The organism is Streptomyces sp. NPDC027185, assembly GCF_055567035.1.
In genome coordinates, this window is record NZ_JBVHRF010000002.1 from 170,412 (window position 1) to 188,970 (window position 18,559).

General features: G+C 71.2%; 16 protein-coding genes. 10 read left to right on the plus strand and 6 right to left on the minus strand.

The annotated features are described in order from the left end of the window. Positions 1-66: 66 nt before the first annotated feature. Positions 67-255, minus strand: a complete 189-nt coding sequence (locus ACZ4M8_RS06040) for a hypothetical protein (RefSeq protein ID WP_467603717.1) — start codon at positions 253-255, stop codon at positions 67-69. 654 nt (positions 256-909) lie between these two features. Between ACZ4M8_RS06040 and ACZ4M8_RS06045 the strand changes: the two genes are divergently transcribed. From ACZ4M8_RS06045 to ACZ4M8_RS06080, 8 genes are all read left to right on the plus strand, one after another. After that, positions 910-4,674: a sensor histidine kinase gene (locus ACZ4M8_RS06045; protein ID WP_467603718.1), complete on the plus strand. Its 3,765-nt coding sequence runs from the start codon at positions 910-912 to the stop codon at positions 4,672-4,674. Positions 4,675-4,683: 9 nt separating this feature from the next. Beyond that, positions 4,684-5,097, plus strand: coding sequence for a roadblock/LC7 domain-containing protein (locus tag ACZ4M8_RS06050; RefSeq protein ID WP_359040928.1), 414 nt, complete (start codon positions 4,684-4,686; stop codon positions 5,095-5,097). Positions 5,098-5,191: 94 nt separating this feature from the next. After that, positions 5,192-5,599, plus strand: coding sequence for a DUF742 domain-containing protein (locus ACZ4M8_RS06055; RefSeq protein WP_399085339.1), 408 nt, complete (start codon positions 5,192-5,194; stop codon positions 5,597-5,599). After that, positions 5,580-6,176: a GTP-binding protein gene (locus ACZ4M8_RS06060; protein WP_399085342.1), complete on the plus strand. Its 597-nt coding sequence runs from the start codon at positions 5,580-5,582 to the stop codon at positions 6,174-6,176. Before ACZ4M8_RS06055 ends, ACZ4M8_RS06060 begins: the two co-directional genes overlap by 20 nt. A gap of 373 nt (positions 6,177-6,549) precedes the next feature. Continuing rightward, positions 6,550-9,642: a sensor histidine kinase gene (locus ACZ4M8_RS06065; RefSeq protein ID WP_467603721.1), complete on the plus strand. Its 3,093-nt coding sequence runs from the start codon at positions 6,550-6,552 to the stop codon at positions 9,640-9,642. 10 nt (positions 9,643-9,652) lie between these two features. Continuing rightward, positions 9,653-10,066 carry a roadblock/LC7 domain-containing protein gene (locus tag ACZ4M8_RS06070; RefSeq protein ID WP_359040930.1) on the plus strand — a complete coding sequence of 138 codons (414 nt, stop codon included), beginning with the start codon at positions 9,653-9,655 and terminating at the stop codon, positions 10,064-10,066. An 86-nt stretch (positions 10,067-10,152) separates the two neighbouring features. Then, on the plus strand, positions 10,153-10,761 hold the full coding sequence (locus ACZ4M8_RS06075) for a DUF742 domain-containing protein (RefSeq protein ID WP_467603723.1): 609 nt from the start codon (positions 10,153-10,155) through the stop codon (positions 10,759-10,761). After that, positions 10,742-11,320, plus strand: a complete 579-nt coding sequence (locus ACZ4M8_RS06080) for a GTP-binding protein (protein ID WP_073447656.1) — start codon at positions 10,742-10,744, stop codon at positions 11,318-11,320. The genes ACZ4M8_RS06075 and ACZ4M8_RS06080 overlap by 20 nt, the downstream gene beginning before the upstream one ends. Before the next feature lie 93 nt (positions 11,321-11,413). On the opposite strand, the gene ACZ4M8_RS06085 is transcribed toward ACZ4M8_RS06080, so the two are convergent. Both ACZ4M8_RS06085 and ACZ4M8_RS06090 read right to left on the minus strand, forming a co-directional pair. Next, entirely contained in the window at positions 11,414-11,614 is a 201-nt protein-coding gene (locus ACZ4M8_RS06085; protein WP_467603725.1) for a DUF397 domain-containing protein, read from the minus strand. Positions 11,615-11,624: 10 nt separating this feature from the next. Then, the gene (locus ACZ4M8_RS06090; RefSeq protein WP_467603726.1) at positions 11,625-12,476 is read right to left on the minus strand and encodes a helix-turn-helix domain-containing protein; all 852 of its coding nucleotides are present in this window, start codon (positions 12,474-12,476) and stop codon (positions 11,625-11,627) included. 144 nt (positions 12,477-12,620) lie between these two features. Here ACZ4M8_RS06090 and ACZ4M8_RS06095 point away from each other — a divergent pair, with 144 nt between their 5' ends. After that, on the plus strand, positions 12,621-12,971 hold the full coding sequence (locus ACZ4M8_RS06095) for a hypothetical protein (RefSeq protein WP_467603728.1): 351 nt from the start codon (positions 12,621-12,623) through the stop codon (positions 12,969-12,971). Between the two features lie 79 nt (positions 12,972-13,050). Here ACZ4M8_RS06095 and ACZ4M8_RS06100 read toward each other — a convergent pair whose 3' ends face one another. Beyond that, entirely contained in the window at positions 13,051-14,892 is a 1,842-nt protein-coding gene (locus tag ACZ4M8_RS06100; RefSeq protein WP_467603731.1) for a dihydroxyacetone kinase family protein, read from the minus strand. 266 nt (positions 14,893-15,158) lie between these two features. Here ACZ4M8_RS06100 and ACZ4M8_RS06105 point away from each other — a divergent pair, with 266 nt between their 5' ends. Beyond that, positions 15,159-16,451, plus strand: a complete 1,293-nt coding sequence (locus tag ACZ4M8_RS06105) for an MFS transporter (RefSeq protein ID WP_467603733.1) — start codon at positions 15,159-15,161, stop codon at positions 16,449-16,451. Positions 16,452-16,520: 69 nt separating this feature from the next. Here ACZ4M8_RS06105 and ACZ4M8_RS06110 read toward each other — a convergent pair whose 3' ends face one another. Both ACZ4M8_RS06110 and ACZ4M8_RS06115 read right to left on the minus strand, forming a co-directional pair. Continuing rightward, positions 16,521-16,724 (minus strand): acyl-CoA carboxylase epsilon subunit, encoded by a 204-nt coding sequence (locus ACZ4M8_RS06110; protein ID WP_467603735.1) that lies wholly within the window; start codon positions 16,722-16,724, stop codon positions 16,521-16,523. 82 nt (positions 16,725-16,806) lie between these two features. Then, positions 16,807-18,390: an acyl-CoA carboxylase subunit beta gene (locus ACZ4M8_RS06115; RefSeq protein WP_450959676.1), complete on the minus strand. Its 1,584-nt coding sequence runs from the start codon at positions 18,388-18,390 to the stop codon at positions 16,807-16,809. Positions 18,391-18,559 lie beyond the last annotated feature (169 nt).

Genomic DNA, 18,559 nt, shown 5'->3' on the forward strand with positions numbered 1-18,559 from the left:
TCATTGATCACTGGCCGGAGTGGACACTCCAGGCTAACGCGGGGGCGCGGCCCGCCCGCTGCGGAATTACGCCGTGGTGTCCTGGCCGGGGGCGGTCATCAGGACGGTACGGCGGGGGTTGGCGGTCTGCGTGGGCAGCTCGGCGGCGTGCTCCGGTGCCGGGGTGGCGGCGGTCAGCTCGTCGGCGTCCTTGAGGTGCGCCAGCGTGGTGCGCCGCGGGTTGGCTATGTTGCGGAACATCATCGTGGTCTTCACTGCTTCACGCCTCGCGTAGATCGGATGCATCGGAAGGGATGGCCGGTGCGGACCGCCGCCGATCGCCCCACGGAACCGCGGAAGTACGGAACGGGCAGGTCACGTGAGGTGTCCTGGACGCGCCGACCGTCTGTGTAAAGCATCAGACTAAGCGGGCCATTCCCTGCGATGCGGGGGGAAAGCCGTCGATCTCCCTGTGAGTTTCCTCACTGGGGACGCGACAAATGCCGCAATTCCCACGATCGGCGTCAGGGAATAAAAGGGGCATAGACTCTCAGCGACTTTCATTTCGCCGCTGATCACCGCACCTGGGACAGGCGAGCGATCAGAGCGGTTCGTTGCCAAAAGTCCGTTATCGACCATAGATTCCTCTACGTGTCGTGACGTGGTCCGCACCGTGTGTCACCCATGTCCCGGCGGGCGGTTCCGCTCTTGTTGGAGATCCGCCACTGTGCTGGAATTCCACGGACCGCCGCATGTATCAACCGGCGCGCAGAGCGCGATGTGGCGCAGCGCGGTGGAGTTGCTCTCTCGGCCAGAGGGGGAAGTCCGCCGGTCACTTCACGACCGCACGGGGGACTTGCGGTCCCCCACGACTCGACACCGTCCCGCCGCTCGCGCGGGGGGACGCCTGGTCCAGAGGTTGCGACGCTAGTGCAGGGACGTTTCAAGAGGGATGGCACGGAGCCTTCCCAGGCCCGCCAGGGCCGGGAAGCTGCGGCGGAGCCGGAGCCGCGCGGCGGGACCGACCGCGCCTCCTCTCCCCAGCGTGCCCAGGGAGGCGGTCCGGCGGGCGCCCCGGTCCCGTCCGACCGGACCGGCGGCGACGCCGACCGGGGAACGGCCAAGGAGCAGTCGGGTCCCGGTGGTCCCGGCTCCCGGGTCTCGTTGCGCAACTGGCGCATCAGCACCCGGTTGATCTCCCTGCTCGCACTGCCCGTGGTCGCCGCGACCTCGCTGGGCGCCATCCGTATCCAGGACTCGATGGAGAACATCGAGCAGCTGGACAAGATGAAGATGCTCACCGACATGACGCGGCAGGCCACCGAGCTGGCCGACGCGCTCCAGGTGGAGCGGGACAAGTCGGCGGGCCCGCTGGCCGGGTCGGGCAACGTCAAGGACGACGCCAACGTCGTCGCGCCGCGGGAGGCCACCGACCGCGCGCGGATCGCGTTCGACCAGGACAGCGGCAACATCCAGGGCGTCGACGCCAACATGACCGGTGTGCGGGCGACGGTCCTGGAGATCGGCCGCCAGCTCAACACCCTCAACGAGATCCGCAACAGCGCCTACAAGGACGACGGCAACGCGGCGCGCACCATCAGCAACTACAACCAGCTGATCGAGTCGCTGCTCTCCCTCTCCCAGGACATGGCGCAGGCGACCAGCAACCCGGAGATGATCCGGTCGACCCGTGCGCTGGCGGCGTTCTCCTCGGCCAAGGAGTACGCGTCGATGCAGCGTGCCCTGGTCAGCGCCGGTCTCGCGCACAAGGGCGGCCCCCAGCTCTCCGCCAACGACCGGCTCGCCGGCCGTACCGCCGAGGACGACGAGAAGGCGGCACGCGACCGCTTCTCGCAGATCTACGCGGGCAACTCCGGCACGCTCACGCGCGGTCTGGACGGCAACAACGACGAGATCAAGGCGGCGGTCGCCTTCGCGCACCGCGCCTTCGCCAGCAGCAGCGGCATCCGCAGCCAGGAGTACAAGTACCTGGACTGGTACGACTCCGACACCGTCAAGATCGAAGAGATGTCCCGGATCGAGACATCTCTGCTGACCGAGATGGAGCAGAAGTCCCGCGAGCTGCGCAACGCGGCGACGCAGGAAGCGATCATCAACGGTGCGCTGATCTTCCTCGTCCTCGGTGTCTCGCTGGTCGGCGCGTTCGTCGTGGCGCGGTCCATGGTCCGCTCGCTGCGCCGGCTCCAGGACACCGCGCAGAAGGTGGCCCAGGAGCGGCTGCCGGAGCTGGTCAAGCAGCTGTCCGACACCGACCCGCAGGACGTCGACACCTCCGTCGAGTCGGTCGGTGTGCACAGCCGGGACGAGATCGGCCGGGTGGCCGCGGCCTTCGACGACGTGCACCGCGAGGCGGTCCGGCTCGCGTCCGAGCAGGCGCTGCTGCGGGGCAACGTCAACGCGATGTTCACCAACCTCTCGCGCCGCTCCCAGGGCCTGATCCAGCGCCAGCTCTCGCTCATCTCCGAGCTGGAGTCCCGCGAGGCCGACCCGGACCAGCTGTCCTCCCTCTTCAAGCTCGACCACCTCGCCACGCGTATGCGCCGTAACGGCGAGAACCTCCTCGTGCTCGCCGGTGAGGAGCCGGGCCGCCGCTGGACGCGTCCGGTGCCGCTGGTCGACGTGCTCCGCGCCGCCGCCTCCGAGGTGGAGCAGTACGAGCGCATCGAGCTGAGCTCCGTACCGCAGACCGAGGTCGCCGGCCGCGTCGTCAACGACCTCGTCCACCTGCTCGCGGAGCTGCTGGAGAACGCGACGTCGTTCTCCTCCCCGCAGACCAAGGTGAAGGTGACCGGTCACGCGCTGCCCGACGGGCGGGTGCTGGTCGAGATCCACGACACCGGTATCGGTCTCTCCCCGGAGGACCTGTCGTCCATCAACGAGCGGCTGGCCAGCCCGCCGACCGTGGACGTCTCGGTCTCCCGCCGGATGGGCCTGTTCGTGGTCGGCCGCCTCTCGCTGCGCCACGGCATCCGTATCCAGCTGCGGCCCTCCGACTCCGGCGGCACGACCGCGCTGGTCATGCTGCCCGTCGATGTCGCGCAGGGCGGCAAGAAGCCCGCGCCGTCCACCGCCAAGGGCCAGGCGCCCGAGGGCGGTACGGGGTCCGGCCCCGGTACGGGTCACGGCGGCGGTTCCGGCTCCGGCGGTACGAGCCGGCTCGCGGGGCTCCAGCCGCGCGGGCAGGTCGGTTCGGGCCCCGGCGGCACCGGGCGGCCCGCGCTGCCGGGCCGCGGCGGTCCCGGGCGCACCGCCCCCGGTGGCCTCGGCGGACCGGGCGGCTTCGGCGGGCCGGTGCCTTCCGGCGGCCCCTCTCCGCAGCCGCCCGCGGCTCCCGACGCCTCGCGCTCCGGCGCGCGGGCGGCGAACGCCCCCGCCGACGGCGGCCGTCCCGCGCTGCCCACCCGTCACGTGAACCGCGGCGAGGCGCCCGCCGCCGAGGCGACGCCGACGATGGCGCCGCCCACCGGCGCGCCGGAGCGGGACGCGCGTCCGCAGCTGCCGGCCCGCGGTCCGGCCGCGGAGCCGGGCGTCTCCCCCGCCGAGCCGTCCGCCCCGGCCGCCGACTCCCCGCAGCCGGGCACCAGTTGGGGCGTGCGCCGGGACCGCGGTGCGACCGACGACTGGCCGCTGGCCCCCCGCGAGAACCAGGACGCCCCGCGCGGCCACGAGGAGCCGGAGACCACCGGCACCTTCGAGCGTCCGGCGGCGCCGGAGACGACAGGCACCTTCGAGCGGCCCGCCGCGCCGGAGACCACGGGCGCCTTCCCGCGTCCGGCGGCCCCGGAGACCACCGGCGCCTTCGAGCGTCCGGTCTCCCCCGAGACCACCGGCGCGTTCGAGCGGCCGGTGCCGGAGGCGACCGGCGGTCCCGGTGACACCACGGCCTTCACCCGTCCCGACTTCAACGGTCCGCCGCCCGGGGGCGACGCCCTCGCGCCCGGCGACACCGGTCAGTTCCCGGCGTCCGGCGGCCCCGCCGCTCCGGAGCGGTTCGGGCAGACCCCGTCCGGTCTCCCCGTGCGGGACACCGGCGCGGGCCGGTCCGAGGCCGCCGCGCCGCGGGAGACCGGTGCCCCGTCCCAGGCGGGCAGCCTCTTCGGCTCCGCCCCCGAGGCGCCGCACACCACCGGCCAGGTCCCGGCGCAGCCGGAGCCCGAGCCGTCGGCGGACTGGCTGGGCGACGCGTCGCCCGCCGGCTCCGGCGACGGACGGACGCCGATCTTCGACACCATCGAGTCGGACTGGTTCCAGACTCCGGCGGCGGCCGCCGCCGGGGTGCCGCCGCACTCCTCCGCCGACGCCGAGGCACCGCTTCCGCAGCAGGCTCCCGAGCCCGCGGACGCCCTGGGCGACACCCCCGCCGGCGGCTTCGACACCACCGGCTGGCGCAATTCGCCGAACGACGAGACATGGCGGCAGGCGGAGCAGATCCGTCAGCCCGCGGCGGGCGGGGTGACCACGTCGGGGCTGCCCCGCCGGGTGCCGCGCGCCAACCTCGTCGCCGGTACCGCACAGCAGCAGCCCGCCCAGAGCGGTCCGCAGGTCTCGCGCGCCCCCAGTGACGTGCGTGGCCGGCTGACCAGTCTTCGCCGGGGTATCCAGCAGGGCCGGCAGGCCGGTGGCGACACCGGGCAGCACGGCACCGTGGACCCCACTCACCAGCAGGAGCGTTAGTTGAGTCCGATGAGCCAGGCGGCGCAGAACCTGAACTGGTTGATCACCAACTTCGTGGACAACACCCCCGGTGTCTCCCACACGGTCGTGGTCTCCGCGGACGGTCTCCTCCTCGCCATGTCCGAAGGCTTCCCACGGGACCGAGCCGACCAACTGGCAGCAGTGGCCTCCGGCCTCACCTCGCTGACCTCCGGCGCCTCCCGCATCTTCGAAGGCGGCAACGTCAACCAAACCGTCGTGGAGATGGAACGCGGCTTCCTCTTCATCATGTCCGTCTCCGACGGCTCCTCCCTCGCCGTCCTCGCCCACCCCGAATGCGACATCGGCCTCGTCGGCTACGAAATGGCCCTCCTGGTCGACCGCGCAGGCAACGTCCTCACCCCCGACCTACGCGCCGAACTCCAAGGCAGCCTGTTGCACTGAACCGCCGTAGTACCTGTCCCGTACACCGCCGAGCAGCCACCGGCCCAACCCGACGGCTGTCCCGCACACGACAGCCGTTTCGCCCGGAGGACCCATGACCCCGCCACCCACGTCGGACCCCTACGATTCCTACAGTCAGGCGTCGTACGGCGGCGAGGGCGACCAGCCCCTGGTGCGTCCCTACGCCATGACGGGCGGCCGCACCCGGCCGCGCTACCAGCTCGCCATCGAGGCGCTGGTCAGCACCACGGCCGACCCGTCCCAGGTACCCGGCCTGCTGCCGGAGCACCAGCGGATCTGCCACCTGTGCCGTGAGGTCAAGTCGGTCGCCGAGGTCTCCGCGCTGCTGCACATACCGCTGGGGGTGGCGCGCATTCTCGTCGCCGACCTGGCGGAGGCCGGGATGGTGGCGATCCATCAGCCGGGTGGCAGCGGTGAGGCCGGCGGTACGCCGGACGTGACGCTGCTGGAGAGGGTGCTCAGTGGACTTCGCAAGCTCTGACGCCGCGTTCGGGGAAGGCGCCCCGGCCCGTTCGACCACCTCGGCGAAGATCGTGGTGGCGGGCGGCTTCGGTGTGGGCAAGACGACCTTCGTCGGCGCCGTCTCGGAGATCAACCCGCTGCGTACGGAGGCCGTGATGACCTCCGCGTCGGCGGGGATCGACGACCTCAGCCACGTCCAGGACAAGACGACGACGACCGTGGCGATGGACTTCGGCCGCATCACCCTGGACCAGGACCTGATCCTCTACCTCTTCGGCACCCCCGGACAGGACCGCTTCTGGTTCATGTGGGACGACCTCGTACGCGGCGCCATCGGCGCCGTCGTCCTCGTCGACACCCGCCGCCTCGCCGACTGCTTCCCCGCCGTCGACTACTTCGAGAACTCCGGACTCCCCTTCGTCATCGCCCTCAACGGCTTCGAGGGGCAGCAGCCGCACACGCCCGAAGAGGTGCGGGAGGCGCTGCAGATCGGGCCGGGTACGCCGATCATCACGACCGACGCGCGGCAGCGCGGCGAGGCGAAGAGCGCGCTGATCACGCTCGTCGAGCACGCGCTCATGGCGCGCCTGCGCTGACGCCGGGTCCGTCCGGAGGCTCTCCGGGCGGACCCGCCCGTACGGCGCGGTGTCCGGGTGTGCCGGCGGTTGCGTCATGAGTTGTGGCATTGAACACGCCGTCGATTGTGTTCATAACGTTTCGGCAGGCAATTGCCTCGCCACAAACACACCACGCGCACATCTGGCTCCACTGCGCACACAATTCCCCCGCATTTTGCCGGAGCTCGCCCTTAACGCCCCTTTTATCTGAGGTCCCTCCGTACTCCTCCAAGCTTTGCTCAGTGTTTGGAAGGCACCCGTCCGACGTGCTGAAATTCGCTGAACTCCGAAGGAGAGACGCCCAGAAGAAACGGCACAGCACGACGTGCCGCGCCGAGAGGTTGTTGGTCGAGTGAGGCGAAGCAAGGCGAGCCCCGAGCCGCGGGAGGCCCGGCGGGGCAACTTCACCCCGCCGTCGCGCGGTACCGGTCCGGCTCCCGGGGCGCCCGAGACCACGCCCGCACCGCCCGTTTCCGGTGGGAAGCCCTACTCCCCCCGTAACTGGCGGGTGGCGACCCGCCTCAACGCCATTCTGCTGATCCCCGTCCTCCTCGCGCTGGTCTTCGGCGGGCTGCGGGTCAACACCTCCTTCGCCACCTGGCAGGAGGCGCAGGACGCCGAGAGCACCGCGAAGCTCGTCCGCGCCGCCCTCACCTACGGCAACGCGCTCATCGACGAGCGGGACCGCACCGCCGAACCCCTCCTGAACGGCAAGAAGGACGATCCGGCCGTCGACGGGGCGCGCGCCGCCACCGACCGGGCCGGTGCCGACTTCCGCGCCGCCGCGGCGTCGATGCCCGACAAGCCGGGCCTGGGGCGCCGCCTCGACGCGTTCACCACCGCCGAGAAGGGCCTCGGCGCCCTGCGCGGCTCTGCGTACACCTCGGCGCTGCCCGGCGTACGTACCGAAGAGGGGTACGTCGCCATCCAGCACCCGCTGATGGAGTTCGCCAACGAGCTGGGCCTGGGCACCGGCAACATCACCTCCTACGGCCGCACCGTCTACGCCCTCTCGCTCGCCAAGGCCGCCGCGTCGCTGGAGCGCTCGATCGGCGTCCACCTCCTCGTCGACCCGGCCACCGGCTCCGCGTACAAGCGGCAGCTGACCGCCTTCGCGTCGTACCGCTACCTGGAGACCATCGCCATCGGCGAGTACACCTCCGGCGGTACGCCCGAGGACGTCGCGCGGCTGAAGACGGACACCGCCGCGCTCAAGAAGTCCGTCAAGGAGAAGAACGCGAAGGCCCGGCGGGAGGCCGCGGCGGCCGGCCGGCCGTTCCGTGCCTCCCCCTCCCTGGACGCCATGGCCACCGCGATCGGTTCCGGCGCCTCGCCGCAGGAACTGGCGGGCCGGGGTGTCACGCCCGACGCCTGGTTCACGGCGGCGACCGGCGGCTTCGACATGTACCGGTCCATCGAGAAGGACCTCGCGGACAAGGCCGTCGCCGAGGCCGCGCAGATCTCCGCCGACGCCAGGCGCACCACGATCACCGACGCCACCGTCGTGCTGGCCGCCCTGATCGCCGCCTTCCTGGTGGCCGGTCTGATGGCGCGCCGGATGAGCCGCAACATGCGGGCGCTGCGGACCGCGGCGTTCTCCGTCGCCGAGCAGAAGCTGCCGATGCTCGTCGATCAGCTCTCGCGCGCCGAGCCGGGCCGGGTCGACACCCGGGTGCAGCCGATCCCGATCGCGACGACGGACGAGATCGGCGAGGTCGCCCGCGCCTTCGACCAGGTGCACCGCGAGGCGGTGCGGCTCGCGTCCGAGCAGGCGATGCTGCGCGGCAACGTCAACGCGATCTTCACCAACCTCTCGCGCCGCAACCAGGGCCTCATCGAGCGCCAGCTGACGCTCATCACCGAGCTGGAGAACAACGAGGCCGATCCGGACCAGCTGGAGCACCTGTTCCGGATGGACCACCTCGCCACCCGCATGCGGCGCAACGGCGAGAACCTCCTCATCCTCGCGGGCGAGGAGCCCGGCCGTCGCTGGGACCAGCCGGTCCCCCTCGTGGACGTGCTGCGCGCGGCGACCTCCGAGGTCGAGTCGTACGAGCGCATCGAGCTGTCCGGGGTCGCGGAGAGCGAGATCCACGGGCAGGCCGTGACCGACCTCGTCCACCTGCTGTCGGAGCTGCTGGAGAACGCCACGACGTTCTCCTCGCCGCAGACCAAGGTGCGTGTCTCGGCGACCCGGATGTCCGACGGGCGCGTCATGGTCGAGATCCACGACAAGGGCATCGGGCTGACCGCCGAGGACTTCGCGGACATCAACCACAAGCTGGCGAACCCGCCGAGCGTGGACGCCGCGGTCTCCCAGCGCATGGGCCTGTTCGTGGTCGGCCGCCTCGCCGAGCGGCACGGTATCCGTGTCCAGCTCCGTCCCTCGGGCGAGCAGGCGGGCACCACCTCGCTGGTGATGCTGCCCGACGCGATCACCCATGGCGGTGGCGGCAACGGCCGGTTCGAGGAGGACTTCACCGTCCCCCGGACCGCGCCCGGCCGGCCGCCCGCGCCGCGTCCCGCCACCCCGACCACCGGCGACACCGCGTTCCCCACCCCCCACGCGGCGGAAGCCGGTACGGACGGCGCGAGCCGTTCACTGCTGCGCGAGGAGCGCCGCGCGACCCTGGAGGAGGCGCACGGCGCCCAACAGGCCGGTGTGGACCCCTTGTTGAGCGGTGTGGCGCCGGATGCCTCCGGATACGCCGCGCAGTCCGGGCAGCAGGCATATGCGGAAGCCGATCAACCGCGGTACGACGACGGCGGGCCCGCCACCGGAGCATTCCGGCCGGTACCCGACCCGCACCCCGCGGACCAGCATCCGTACGCCGCTCCCGAAGCGCCGGTCAGCGGCGGTGGGTTCGAACCCGCCGCGTACGATGGGCACTTCGGGGCCGAAGCGGAATCTGACCGGAATACACCCGCCGCTCCCGCCCAGGCGTCCGAGCGCGTACCATTCGACCGTCCGGGCCCGGCCCCGAGCGACTCCCACTCGCTGACCGATGCCGGCCTTCCGCGCCGCGGAGGCCACACCGAGCAGGCGCAGCCTGTCCAGCAGGAGTGGGCCCAGCCCGGGGAGTCGGCGGTGCCCCCGCAGCGGTGGGAGGCGTCGGATCAGGTCCTGGACGGCTCCGAATGGCGCAGCTCCAACGACGAACGGTGGGAGCGGGCGGAGCGACTGCGTGAGCCCAAGGCTGGCGGGGTCACCTCGTCCGGTCTGCCGCGACGGGTGCCCAAGGCCAATTTGGTCGAGGGTTCGGCGGAGCAGAGCCCGCAGGGTGGCCCCCAGGTCTCCCGGGCCCCGGAGGACATCCGCGGCAGGCTGAGCAATCTGCGCCGCGGTGTCCAGCAGGGCCGCAGCGCGGGGGCGGACCGCTCGGATCACCCCCACAATGACCAACAGGGCTTCGGCCCCGGCAGCACCTACGATCAGGAGCGTTAGTGTGAGCCCGATGAGCCAGGCGGCGCAGAACCTGAACTGGTTGATCACCAACTTCGTGGACAACACCCCCGGTGTCTCCCACACGGTCGTGGTCTCCGCGGACGGTCTCCTCCTCGCCATGTCCGAAGGCTTCCCACGGGACCGAGCCGACCAACTGGCAGCAGTGGCCTCCGGCCTCACCTCGCTGACCTCCGGCGCCTCCCGCATCTTCGAAGGCGGCAACGTCAACCAAACCGTCGTGGAGATGGAACGCGGCTTCCTCTTCATCATGTCCGTCTCCGACGGCTCCTCCCTCGCCGTCCTCGCCCACCCCGAATGCGACATCGGCCTCGTCGGCTACGAAATGGCCCTCCTGGTCGACCGCGCAGGCAACGTCCTCACCCCCGACCTACGCGCCGAACTCCAAGGCAGCCTGCTCAACTAGCAGACAGGCAGTGCGTTTCTGGCCACCGGCCCATTAGGGTTCGAGGGCGCGACCGGCGTTCAGACAGGCAAGTTGGAGGAGGAGACGTGGCAACGCCCCCCGGTGGGTACCCGTACGGTCCCGGACAGCAGTCCGGAGCCCAGGGCGAGACCCCGCAGAACCGCTTCAACTTCCCGTCCACGCCGAGCCGTCGGCCGCAGCGGTCCCAACCGCCGCGGCAGCAGCAGCCCCAGCAGTCCCCGCCCGGCCCGTACGACGCCCAGCCGTACGAGCCGTCGGCGTACGAACCGCCGCAGGCGCCGGACATCCGGCCGGTGCGCCCGCAGGCGCCCGAGGCGCCCGCGGGCGGTGCGCACAATCCGTTGGTGCGTCCGTACGCCATGACCGGGGGCCGGACCAGGCCGCGCTACCAGCTCGCCATCGAGGCGCTGGTCAGCACCACGGCCGACCCGTCCCAGCTACAGGGCCAGCTGCCGGAGCACCAGCGCATCTGCCACCTCTGCCGCGAGATCAAATCAGTTGCCGAGATCTCCGCGCTTCTCTCCATCCCCCTCGGCGTCGCCCGGATCCTCGTCGCCGACCTGGCGGAGGCCGGACTCGTCGCCATCCATCAGCCCGGCGGGGACGAGACCGCCGGCGGACAGCCAGATGTGACACTGCTCGAAAGGGTGCTCAGTGGACTTCGCAAGCTCTAGCGGTGCAGCCCGCTCCACCACCTCCGCGAAAATCGTGGTGGCGGGCGGCTTCGGCGTGGGTAAGACCACGTTCGTCGGGGCCGTTTCAGAGATCAACCCGCTGCGCACCGAAGCCGTCATGACCTCAGCGTCCGCGGGGATCGACGATCTCACGCACGCGCCGGACAAGACGACGACGACCGTGGCGATGGACTTCGGCCGCATCACCCTGGACCAGGACCTGATCCTCTACCTCTTCGGCACCCCCGGACAGGACCGCTTCTGGTTCATGTGGGACGACCTCGTACGCGGCGCCATCGGCGCCGTCGTCCTCGTCGACACCCGCCGCCTCGCCGACTGCTTCCCCGCCGTCGACTACTTCGAGAACTCCGGACTCCCCTTCGTCATCGCCCTCAACGGATTCGACGGCCACCAGCCGTACACCCCGGACGAGGTCCGCGAGGCGCTCCAGATCGGCCCGGACGCCCCGATCATCACCACCGACGCCCGCCACCGCAGCGAGGCGAAGAGCGCGCTCATCACACTCGTGGAGCACGCGCTCATGGCCCGGCTGCGGTAGCGCCTGGCGGCGCGGTTCTTCCGACGTACGGAAAGGCCCCCGGTCACCTGAAGTACCAGGTGCCCGGGGGCCTTCGCCGTATCGGTGGCCGTTTCAGTCCTCGACGAAGTGGTCGAACTCGCCCGCCTTCACGCCGAGGATGAACGCCTTGAGGTTGGCGGGGGTGGTGGTGACGACCACCTCCGGGTCGTCGCTCTCGCACAGCTTGATGGTGTCGCTGTCGGGGGCAGAGACATGAAGGCAGTTGGCGCCCTCGCCGCTGTACGAAGACTTCTGCCACTCATGCGGGAGCATGGCGTTCCTCTCAGACGTTCTTTGCGATCCGACGGATCAAATCACGCGACTTGCCCGGCTTCAGCGCGCAGGACTCCATCTGGTCCAGCACTGTCCGGTACTTCTCCAACTGCGCCTCAGCGTCCAGGAATTCACACCCGTATTCCGTGTCGAGTTCCACGGTGTCGAGCTGAGGTACCGGTCCGGAAGCGTAGACGATGGGATGGCCGGAGACGGGAGCAGCCGGCTCGCCGAAGGGGATCACCACAACGGAGATGTGATCGTGCTCGCTCATCTCGACCAGATAGTCGAGCTGCGCTCGCGTGATTTCGGGGCCGCCGATGCCCATCCGCAGCGCAGCCTCATGAATGATCACCGTGAGCGGGGTCGGCTCATCGCCGTAGAGAACCGCCTGTCTCCTGATGCGGAACGAAACGCGATGCTCCACCTCGTAGGCCGGTAGTCGCGGAACGATCCCCCGGAAGATCGCGCGTGCGTACTCCGCCGTCTGCAACAGACCGGGCATCTGGAGCATGACCGCCACGCGCATCGCTGTCGCCGTGTGTTCAAGCTCTGCCACATCCACCAGCCCGGCGGGAAGGATCTCGCGGTACTCCTCCCACCAACCGCGCGGCCGAGGCCCGGTCATCCCGGCGAGGGCGTCGACGTATGCCTGGTCGGCACAGCTGTAGTTGGCTGCCAGCGTGCGTACCCGGTCGGCGCTCACCGCGTATCGGCCCGCTTCGATGTTGCTGATCTGGGCCGGGGTGCCACCGAGACGCTTCGCTGCCTCGGTGGAGGAGAGCCCCGCCCGCTCCCGGAGTTTGCGCAGCTCAACCCCGAGTCGCTGTTGGCGCATGACGGATGCCTTGCGCGACGCCATCTGGTCCTCCCTCTTCCCGCCGTCACCCACACGAAGGGTTTGGTAATTTCTCGCGCGATCAGTGACAACATTTACATGAACTTCGCTACGGTGTGACCCGGGCCACCCCAATGGCTTTCTGAACTCCTTGAGTTGGAGGACTCCATGACCACCGTATCGCCACAGGACAGCACCCCCGAGCACAGCGAGAACGCACTGCCGCCCGTCGGCTCGCTCCACCCCGAACTCACCGCTATGGCCAACGAGTTGGCGCCGCGTCTGTTCGCCGTCGTGCAGCAGTACCCCGTCGGGGGTGGGGAGTTCGACGGGTGTATCGCCGCGTGGGGGTTGGCGTACGAGGACGGGGAGGCGGATGTGGTCAGTGCTGCCGGGCGGACGTATTTCAGTCTTCGGTCGCCGGAGAGTGCGGTGCGGTGGTTCGGGCGGCCCGCGCAGACGCAGGCGTGGCTGATCTGGCCGGGGGCGGAGGACGCCGCCGGGAAGCTGTCCGCCTGACGGTGGGGGGCGGGTCGTACGGCGCATGGCGAAGGGCCTGGGGAGAGACGTTCTCCCCAGGCCCTTCGCCGGTGGGTGGTCAGTCGCGCAGGGTCTCGCCGACGGCGGTGAGGAGCAGGGCGAGGGAGGTGGCGCCGGCGTCGGGGTGGCCGTGGCCGAGGTCGCCCATGCGGGCGGCTCGGCCGCGGGCGGGGACGAGGCCGGCGGTGGCGGCGGCGGCGCGGGTGGCGGCCTCGGCGGCGGCGCGCCAGGACTTGGCGGGGCCGTCGGCGGTGTGGTCGCGCAGGTGGCGGCGGAACGGGTCGAGGGCGTCGAGGAGGGTCTTCTCGCCGACCTGGGCGCCGCCGAGTTCGGTGACGGCGCGCTGGGCGGCGTCAGCGGCGTCGGCGAACAGCGCGGTGGTGCAGGTGTTCCCGGACGCCCGGGTCAGGACGGCGCCGGTTTCGGCGAGGAGGGCGCCGTAGAGCGCGCCGGAGGCGCCGCCGGACGCGTCGGCGAGGGCGAGTCCGGCGCTCAGCAGGGCGGCGCCGGCGGTGTGCGGGGTGGCCGGGCCGGTCTCGGTGGCGCGGGCGGCGGCGACGGCGGCGCGCAGTCCGCGGACGATGCCGATGCCGTGGTCGCCGTCGCCGGCGACGGCGTCGAGACGGCCCAACTCGTCCTCCTGGGCGGCGACGGCGTCGAGGGCGGCCTGGAGGGCGGCGGTGGCGGGCAGGTCGGGGGCGTCCGGCGCGGGGACGGGCAGATCGGCCGCGTGCGGTGCGTCCCCGGTGGCCGGTGCGTCCCCGGTGGCCGGGCCGGACGCGGTCCGGGCGGCCGGGACCCGCGCGGTGTCCGTCGCCGCCGTGCCGTCCGTCCGGTCGTCGTCGGCGGGCGTGTGGACGCCGGGCAGGCTGCGGAAGGCGGGGGTGTCGCAGGGGGCGTCGTAGAGGGCGGTGAGTTCGTCGTCGAGGACCATCAGGGAGAGGGAGACGCCGGCCATGTCGAAGGAGGTGACGAACTCGCCCACCTCGGGGCGGTACGGCTGGAGTCCGGCGGCCCGCAGACGGCGGTTGACGTGGCGGTAGACGACGAACATCTCCTCGTACTTGGTGCTGCCGAGGCCGTTGAGGAGGACGGCGACGCGGCCGGTGGCCTCCGCGGGCCGGGGCAGGTCGGCGAGGAGGTTGTCGACGAGGGCGTCGGCGAGTTCGGCGGCGCTCAGGCCGTGGGTGGTGCGCAGTCCGGGCTCGCCGTGGATGCCCATGCCGAGTTCGGTGGTGCCGGGGGCGACGGTGAAGAGGGGTTCCGCGGCGCCGGGCAGGGTGCAGCCGGCGAAGGCGGCGCCGAAGGTGCGGGTCATCGCGTTGGCGCGGGCGGCGAGGCGGGCGACGGTGTCGAGGTCGTCGCCGCGGTCGGCGGCGGCTCCGGCGATCTTGAAGACGAAGAAGTCACCGGCGACGCCGCGGCGGTCGCGGGAGGGGTCGATCTCCCGGCCCTCGACGGGCGGCGGCCCGCTGGCGACGTCGTCGGTGACGAGGACGGTGCGGACATCGGTGCCCTCGGCGGCGAGGCGGCGGGCGGCGAGGCCGAAGTGCATCACGTCGCCGGCGTAGTTGCCGTAGGTCATCAGGACGCCGGCGCCGCCGTCGGCGGCGCGGGCGGTGCGGTAGACCTGCTCGGCGCTGGGGCTGGCGAAGACGTCGCCGATGGCGGCGGCGTCGGCGAGTCCGGGGCCGACGAGTCCGGCGAAGGCCGGGTAGTGGCCGGAGCCGCCTCCGATGACGACGGCCACCTTGCCGGGGCGGGGCGCGTGCCGTCCGACGACGCCGAAGGCGCCCGGTACCCGGCGGACGGTGCGGGCGTAGGCGTCGGCGAGACCCTCCAGCCAGTCCTCGCGGAAGGTCTCGGCGTGGTGGTCCGGGCCGGCGGGGGTGGTGGTCATCAGGGGCACACTCCTTTGTTTCGTCCCTGTTTGATTTAACACCTACATCACAGACTCGTCATCCCTCACCCCGGAAATCACCAGGTCTGTTGTGAGAATGACCGCCCAAAATCCCTTGCATCACATCTTGCATGTGAAGTTCTCAGGATTGATGATGCTCGCATCGTGCGCGCCGCCCGGCGGCGCCCCGGCCGGATGAAGCGACCCGGCCCCTTGCCCCGAAACCCGGCCGCCGCGCGGCGGCAACCGCCCCACGGAGGCGTGACATGGCACCACCCACCCTTTTCGACCGGATCGGCATCCCGAAGCCGCTGGTCTTCGGCTACCTCGGCGTTCTGCTGTTCATGGTGGGCGACGGCGTCGAGTCCGGTTTCATCGCCCCGTTCATGGCGGACCACGGCGCCGGGACCGAGGTGCACGCCTCCTACGTGATCACCGCGTACGGCGTGACCGTCATGCTCGCCTCCTGGCTCTCCGGCGCGCTGTCGGACCTGTGGGGGCCGCGGCGCGTGATGCAGCTGGGCCTCGCGGTGTGGATCGTCTTCGACGTCCTCTTCCTCACCCTCGCGATCGGCCCGCAGAACTACCCGCTGATGCTCGTCTTCTACGGTCTGCGGGGCTTCGGCTACCCGCTCTTCGCCTTCGGATTCCTGGTCTGGATCACCGCGACCGCCCCGAAGGCGCGGATGGGCACCGCCGTGGGCTGGTTCTACGTCGCCTTCACCGGCGGTCTGCCGACGCTCGGTTCGCTCGTCGCGGGCGTCACCAACCCGCTCTTCGGGCACCTGGGGACGCTGTGGGTGGCGCTGGCGATCATCGCGGTCGGCGGGGCGTTCTGTCTGCTGGGGGTGCGCGAGCGCACCGGGTTCGCGCGGCTGGCGCCGCCGGAGGTGCGGCCGGTGCAGTCGCTGCTCTCCAGCCTCTCCATCGCCTGGACGCACCCGAAGGTCGCCGTCGGCTGTGTGGTGCGGATCATCAACACCGCGCCGGAGTTCGGCTTCCTGGTGTTCCTGCCGACGTTCTTCGCCAAGGAACTGCACTTCGGTGAGGGCCGCTGGCTGACGCTGCTCGCCGTCATCTACGGCACCAACGTCTTCTGCAACCTGCTCTTCGGGGTGATCGGCGACAAGATCGGCTGGCGGAAGACGATCGCGTCGTTCGGCGGCATCGGCTGTGCGATCACCACGCTGGCGCTGTACTTCGTCCCGAAGGCGGTCGGCAGCAACTACACCGTCGCGCTCGTCGTCGGCATGCTCTACGGCGTGACGCTCGCCGGGTTCGTCTCCATCTCGGCGCTGATCCCGGCTCTCGCCCCCGACAACAAGGGCGGGGCGATGGCGCTGCTCAACCTCGGTGCGGGCGGCGCGGCGTTCGTCGGTCCGGCGATCGTGAGCATCTTCCTGGAGCCGCTGGGCCCGTCCGGCGTCGTCATCATCTTCGCCGCGCTGTACGTCGTCTCGGCGCTGCTGACGCTGTATCTGAAGACGCCGGAGGAGGAGAAGGGGGCGGCCCGAGCCGCGGCCGGTCCGGACACCGCGCCGGAGCCGGTGCGCGCCTGAGCCCTTCCGGATACGCCTCGGGCCCCGCACCGGTGGACGGTGCGGGGCCCGAGGCGTGTGCGCGAGGTGTCAGCGCTGCCAGCTGGTGGCGCCGTGGAAGCCGTACTGGCGCTCCAGGCGGCGCCAGCGCGCGGCGGTGGCGCGGGGGCGGGCCGGGGCGGCGGGCCGGTGGGCGGCGCGGGCCAGGAGGACCGCGGTCAGGGCCGCCAGCTCCTCCTCGCTGGCCTCGCCCTTCTCCACGCGGATCGCATCGGCCGGGGCTGCGGCGTTCATCTCTTCGTCTCCGTGATCTTCGTTGTCTGCGGGGTCTTCGTCGTCTGCGTGCGGGGGGGGGCGCCGGTGGGCCGGGGTGCGGCTACTGCGGCGGGTTGCCGTGCTTGCGGGCGGGCAGGTCCGCGTGCTTGGTGCGCAGCATCTCCAGCGAGCGGATGAGGGTGTGGCGCGTCTCGGCCGGGTCGATGACGTCGTCCACCAGACCGCGCTCGGCGGCGTAGTAGGGGTGCATCAGCTCGGACTTGTACTCCTTGACCATCCGCGCGCGCATCGCCTCGGGGTCCTCGGCGTCGGCGATCTGGCGGCGGAAGATGACGCCGGCGGCGCCCTCCGCGCCCATGACGGCGATCTCGTTGGTCGGCCAGGCGTAGGTGAGGTCCGCGCCGATGGACTGCGAGTCCATGACGATGTACGCGCCGCCGTACGCCTTGCGCAGCACGATCGAGATGCGCGGCACGGTGGCGTTGCAGTACGCGTAGAGCAGCTTGGCGCCGTGGCGGATGATGCCGCCGTGCTCCTGGTCGACGCCGGGCAGGAAGCCGGGGACGTCCAGCAGCGTGACGATCGGGATGTTGAAGGCGTCGCAGAGCTGCACGAAGCGGGCGGCCTTCTCGGACGCCTCGATGTCGAGGACGCCGGCGAGCGACTGCGGCTGGTTGGCGACGAGGCCGACGACGCGGCCGTCGAGCCGGGCCAGCGCGCAGATGATGTTGGTGGCCCAGCGCTCGTGGATCTCCAGGTACTCGCCGTCGTCGACGATCTCCTCGATGACCTTGCGCATGTCGTACGGGCGGTTGCCGTCCGCGGGGACCAGGTCGAGGAGGGCGTCGCCGCTGCGGTCGGCGGGGTCCTCGCACTCGACGGCCGGCGGGTTCTCGCGGTTGTTGGCCGGGAGCAGCGAGAGGAGGTAGCGGACCTCTTCGAGGCAGGTGGTCTCGTCGTCGTAGGCGAAGTGCGCCACACCGGAGGTCTCGGCGTGGACGTCGGCGCCGCCCAGACCGTTCTGGGTGATCTCCTCGCCGGTCACCGCGCGGACGACGTCCGGGCCGGTGATGAACATCTGCGAGGTGTCGCGGACCATGAAGACGAAGTCGGTCAGCGCCGGGCTGTAGGCCGCGCCGCCCGCGCAGGGGCCGAGCATCACGGAGATCTGCGGGATGACGCCGGAGGCCTTGGTGTTGCGCTGGAAGATGCCGCCGTAGCCGGCGAGCGCGGAGACGCCCTCCTGGATACGGGCGCCGGCACCGTCGTTCAGCGAGACCAGCGGCGCGCCCGCCTGGATCGCCATGTCCATGATCTTGTGGATCTTGGTGGCGTGCGCCTCGCCGAGGGCACCGCCGAAGATCCTGAAGTCGTGGGCGTAGACGAAGACCGTCCGGCCGTGGACCGTGCCCCAGCCGGTGATCACACCATCGGTGTAGGGCTTCTTCGCCTCCAGGCCGAAACCGGTCGCCCGGTGCCGGCGCAGCGGCTCCACCTCGTTGAACGAACCCTCGTCGAGCAGCAGCTCGATCCGCTCGCGTGCGGTCAGCTTGCCCTTCGCCCGCTGGGCCTCGGTCGCCCGCTCGCTGGGGCCTCGGTACGCCTGCTCGCGGATCGCGTGCAACTCGGCGACGCGCCCGCGGGCGTCGGTCGCGCCCGCGGGCACCTCTTCGACAGTGGTCATGCATCGACGGTACGTGGGCGAGGCCCCGGGCGCCGATGTCAGTTTCGTACAACGTCGGATGCGATTTGGTGGGCAAGCAGTACAGAAGCCTCCTGTACGTGAGGTCGGCCCGCTGCTCCGTTCGGGTGGAGTGCGGGCCGTGTGCTGTATGGGGCCGACAAATCCGCGG